Origin of the sequence: Anaerovirgula multivorans (assembly GCF_900188145.1) — a bacterium.
Taxonomy (GTDB): Bacteria; Bacillota; Clostridia; order Peptostreptococcales; family Natronincolaceae; genus Anaerovirgula; species Anaerovirgula multivorans.
This window is the reverse complement of the sequence record NZ_FZOJ01000073.1, coordinates 1-5,015: the sequence shown is the minus strand read 5'-3', so window position 1 is coordinate 5,015 and position 5,015 is coordinate 1. Positions and strand designations below refer to the sequence as shown.

General features: G+C 32.7%; 4 protein-coding genes. 3 read left to right on the top strand and 1 reads right to left on the bottom strand.

Going from position 1 to position 5,015, the window contains the following annotated elements:
• Positions 1–896 precede the first annotated feature (896 nt).
• The 3 genes from CHB72_RS25335 to CHB72_RS25325 all read left to right on the top strand — a co-directional run bounded on the left by CHB72_RS25335 (position 897) and on the right by CHB72_RS25325 (position 4,719).
• A complete protein-coding gene (locus CHB72_RS25335) occupies positions 897–1,820 on the top strand; it encodes an AAA family ATPase (RefSeq protein WP_089285648.1) in 924 nt (307 codons plus the stop codon).
• 12 nt (positions 1,821–1,832) lie between these two features.
• Complete coding sequence (locus CHB72_RS25330) at positions 1,833–3,629, top strand: cobaltochelatase CobT-related protein (RefSeq protein WP_089285647.1); 1,797 nt, start codon at positions 1,833–1,835, stop codon at positions 3,627–3,629.
• A gap of 103 nt (positions 3,630–3,732) precedes the next feature.
• Positions 3,733–4,719, top strand: coding sequence for an MBL fold metallo-hydrolase (locus CHB72_RS25325; RefSeq protein WP_089285646.1), 987 nt, complete (start codon positions 3,733–3,735; stop codon positions 4,717–4,719).
• A gap of 54 nt (positions 4,720–4,773) precedes the next feature.
• Here the strand turns inward: CHB72_RS25325 and CHB72_RS25320 are convergent.
• Positions 4,774–5,015 (bottom strand): transposase (locus CHB72_RS25320; protein ID WP_176431623.1); only part of this gene is annotated, 242 nt, incomplete at its 5' end.

Below are 5,015 nucleotides of genomic sequence, written 5' to 3'. Positions count from 1 at the left end.
AGGGAAATAGCCTTTTTCAGCTAACTCATAGGTTCTGCCAGAAGCTATAAGACCACTCATATCAAAATCTACAATAATAGGATCAGCACTTGATATGGCTAAGGCGTTTTCCATGAAATTGCTATAATTATGTTTGCTGCTACTGGGGCGTTCAAAGAGTTTCCTGCTACACTACCTCAGTTATATAACCAAATTTTGTTTTGGGTAATTATGATGTTTTCTGTACTGTTTGTTTTTGCTTTAGAAATGATTCTTCTTCCTAAAATAAAAATAAAAATGAAAGAAAGCATGAGGAAAAGATTTAATAAGTTTATAATAGAAAACAAGTCAGCAATTTATATTAGTTTTTTATTTTTGATATTATCTTTATTTATTAGTAAAATTGGCTAATATTAGAGAAGAAGTCATTTTGAAGTTGTATTAAAGTTTAAAAAGAATTGGTATTAATTAGTATATATAATCGTGGGTTTCACCCACCACGCCTCGCCTCCACCAATAAAATCCACGATAGTCTGAAAGCAGCATTTTATGCAGCTTTTTTGCGTTATGGGGTTTTGAATGATGAGGGTGGCTCCACCAGTCATAATATTTGGCTTTAAAAATGATATTGGTCCCTCTGTGTAAGTGACTCTATGACAATTAGTTAATGTCGGCAATCCATAGAATTTATATTCATTAAAATATGTACTGAATAATGATGATAATAATTATCAAAAATGAATTCTGTAACTAAAGAGGGTATGATATACTATGTGTAGATAGAAAGCAATATTAAAGGAAATGTACTTTCTAAAATAGGTAGTATGCAAAGTACTTTCTAGATTTTGGAAATGTAAAAAAGCTTTAAAAATACTAGAGATAAGCAAAAAATTAACAAATATAGAGGGTGGAATACTATGGATATATTTGATTTTTTAAGAAAACAAGGGATAGAAGAAAAGTTGATACAAGATGTGTTTAATTTTAGAAAGTATTATCAGATAGACGAGGCGGTAAAGGATAGAATTCCCGATCCCCAAAATTTCTTTTATGGAAAAGAAATATGGTCTATGTGTATTGCGGCAATTTTAGAAGGAGAAAATATTTTGCTCTCAGGACCAAAAGCAACAGGAAAAAATGTCCTTTCAGACAATTTATGTGCTATATTTGCAAGACCTCAATGGAATGTATCTTTTCATGTCAATACAGACAGTTCAAGTCTTATAGGAACCGATACCTTTATAGACAATGAGGTAAGGTTAAGAAGAGGTGCAGTTTATGAATGTGCAACCTATGGGGGATTTGGAGTATTTGATGAAATTAATATGGCAAAAAATGATGCCATTGTTGTACTGCATTCAGCGCTAGATTATAGAAAAATCATAGATGTTCCAGGCTATGAAAAAATTAAGCTTCATGAAGCAACAAGATTTATTGGAACAATGAATTATGAGTATGCAGGAACGAAAGAATTAAATGAAGCATTGGTTTCCAGGTTTATGGTAATAGATATACCACAAATAGAAGAAGAAAAATTAATGACCATACTAAAATTAGAATTTGAAGATGCTTATGAAGATAAATTAAACCAGTTTGCAGGAATATTTTTAGATCTACAAACAAAAGCGCAAAACTCTGAAATATCTACAAAAGCTGTGGATTTAAGAGGAATAATAGCCAGTATTAAAACCGTAAAAAGAGGGCTTAAGCCTAGACTTGCAATAAATATGGGCGTAACAGGGAAAACCTTTGATCAATTTGAAAAAGAAATTGTAGAAGACGTAATAAGAACTAGAATACCGGAAAAGTGGGAAGCAAAAGATATTTTTCCATCTAGTTAATGGGGGAGTACTATGAATTGGATATATGGAGAATACGATTTTGAAAATAGGCTTACAAATCTGATGTGGACCATATGCGGAGATTATGATCAGGAATTAGATGAATTAGAAAGGTTTACAAAAACCTCTAAAGATTTAGCTGTGTATTATGCTGCTAAAGCAGGGGCGAGAAGAAAATACATAGACTGGAATATGATAAAAAAGTATTTAAATCATAGAATACAAAATGGTGTAGATCAAGACTTGATTGTTCCCCTTGTGGAGATGTGTGCTGACGTAATGGTTGAGGAAAAGCTTATCAAGGAAAGGCCTGGAATAGAAGATATAAGGAAAAAAGGACTAGAAGATTTACTTGAGCGGTATTTTAGAATTAAATTAGACACTTTTATGGAAAAAGTAAAGTATGCTTTTGTACTAGAGCAAATGGGAAAGCATGGAAGAGTTGATGCGAAAGTAAAGAAATTACTTTCAGATATAAAAAAGTGTAAAGATGTAGAAAATACTCTAGAACTTCTAGAAAATATAGATGCTTTATGTCTTGTCCATTTTAAAGAGATGCTAGAAAATCCAACTTTCCTATATGAAATGGAAGAAGAAATTTATGCAAATGAAAAGTATAAAGAAGTAGAAAATACAAAAGAGCAAAGCTTTACTTCTTTTATGTATGAAGAACTATATGAAGAAGATACCAACATTTCAGAGGTAGTAGATGGAATGCAGTCTTCTCTTTTAATAGAGTCTATAGGAGAATTAAAGCAGGAGATTCCCACCAATCCAAATGAAAACAGAGTGATATCCATTGATGAAGAAATGGTAGAGAAGATTTATAAAAAAATAGAACACTATTATGGTAAATCCTGTATTACAAAGGAAGAACTAAAAAAGATTGAAAAAAAAGTCTGCAGAAATGTACATGAAGGGTGTAGAGTTCATTTTACAGAAGGAGTTTTACGATCTCCTTGCGATAATGCATTTCAAATAAAGTATGTGACAAGGCAAAAGGAGAAAAACTTGTCTGAGTTTAGAGACAATATAAAAGCCCATAAAAGAAACATTATAAAACTAAAAGAACTGATCTTAAAAACATTAACAGCAGAGCAAGAAAATACAATAGTTCCTTCTGATAGCGGACTATTGGCTGTAAATAAGCTTTGGAGGGTTGGAAGGAGTAAAAAACCAAAAGTATTTTCAAAAGTAATAGACAATCAAAAAGGTGGATATGTGGTAGATATTTTACTAGATGCAAGTGGCTCTCAACTAGCACGACAAGGAAAAGTGGCTTCTCAAGGATATATTATATCAGAGGCATTAACGCTTGCAGGAATTCCAAATAGGGTAATGAGCTTTTGTAATCTTTTAGACTATACCATTCTTAGAAGATTTAGAGATTATACCTCTCCACGAAGTGAAAATGAAAATATATTTGAATATTTTTCTGCTGGAAACAATAGGGATGGGCTGGCCATTCAAGCCGTATGTCAAGGTCTGTTAAATAGAAGTGAAGAAAATAAAATACTAATTGTTTTAAGTGATGGAAAGCCCAATGATGTAAAAATCTCAAAAGATAGTATAAGAACCATAAGAGGAGAAGCATTCTATAAAGGAATGACGGCAATAAAAGATACTGCGCTTGAAGTAAGAAAGGCTAGAAAAAATGGAATTTTACTTTTTGGTGTATTTACAGGAAAAGAGGAAGAACTTCAGGCGGAAAAACTAATTTATGGAAAAGATTTTGTATATACGAGAAATATAGAGAAGTTTTCTGATATAGTAGGAACCTATTTAAAAAGAATTATAGAAAATTATTAAAAGGCAGTTATACTGCTTCAGCCATCTCATGTAACTGCAAGATATAATATATAAAGTGTGATAAAATTATACTAGAATACTATATCAAGAAAGGTTTGATGACATGATTGAGCAAGTATATGAGAAGATATATCGTTGTGAAATTCCCCTTCCTGAGAATCCATTAAAGGTATTAAACAGTTATATTATTAAGGGTAAGGATAAAGCAGTAATTATAGATACTGGATTTAATAGCAATAAATGCAAAGAGGCTTTTTATCATAATCTAAACAGGTTAGATATTGATATTAGAAAAACAGAAGTGATTGTTACTCATCTTCACGCCGACCACTCGGGGCTTGCCCATGAACTTTATAGGCAAGGTGCAAAGGTCTTTATGAGCAAAGGAGATGGCAATACTACAAAAAAAATGAAGGAAGAGAAATACTGGATAGAGATAGGGCTTCAATTAAAGAGCTTTGGTCTTAAGGTTGGGGAAGACTTTTTTGATACACATCCAGGTAAGATTTATGCACCTTCAGAGGAGTTTGACTTTACTCCCCTTAAAGAAGGTAGCACAGTAGTAGTGGATGAGTATAGGTTTCAAGTGATATCAGTGCCAGGCCATACACCGGATATGATCAATCTATATGAACCTAAACATGAAGTCTACTTCTCAGCTGATCATGTTTTAGATCCTATTACACCGAATATAGCTTTTTGGGGATTTGAATATCCCTTGATACTAAATCAATATTTTCAGAGCTTAAAGAAAATCTATAGTTTAAAGATTAAGCTGATGCTTCCATCCCATAGAAAACTAATTATGGACCATAAAAAGAGGATTGATGAACTATTAGTACATCATCAACATAGATTACAAGAGATCGAAACCATACTAGCTCAGAATAAAGGAGACATGACTGTTGAGGGAGTAGCAAAGGAGATGGAGTGGAAGATTCTAGCCAAAGATTGGGATGCCTTTCCACCACCGCAAAAATCTTTCGCTGTTGCAGAAGCTATGAGCCATCTAGAATATCTGGCCCATAAAGAAAGAGTTCACATGAGCGAAAAAAATGGGTTAGTGTATTTTCGAATTATGGAGTATTAAATCCAATTAGACAACAGAAGCAAGGGAACTGTCAGACCGCGCTAAATTGCATTATTATTCCATTGTATTTTCCATGGGTTTCATGATAAATAAGCAAGTATTTTTAAGTATTCCTGTTAACCTCCTCATTATTTCCTTTATTCCCAATATATTTAGTGCTCGTTTCATATTATAGGCTAAAAAAGCAAAAGAAATCTCCGATTTTACTGACTGCATACCTTTTGTCAGAAAATACGTCATGCCTAACCCTCTTTTTATCGTTCCAAAGGGGTGCTCTACAATCATTTGTCTTTGCC

Coding starts and splice junctions, on each gene's coding strand:
- CHB72_RS25335 (WP_089285648.1), top strand. CDS start 897: ATGGATATATTTGATTTTTTAAGAAAACAAGGGATAGAAGAAAAGTTG.
- CHB72_RS25330 (WP_089285647.1), top strand. CDS start 1,833: ATGAATTGGATATATGGAGAATACGATTTTGAAAATAGGCTTACAAAT.
- CHB72_RS25325 (WP_089285646.1), top strand. CDS start 3,733: ATGATTGAGCAAGTATATGAGAAGATATATCGTTGTGAAATTCCCCTT.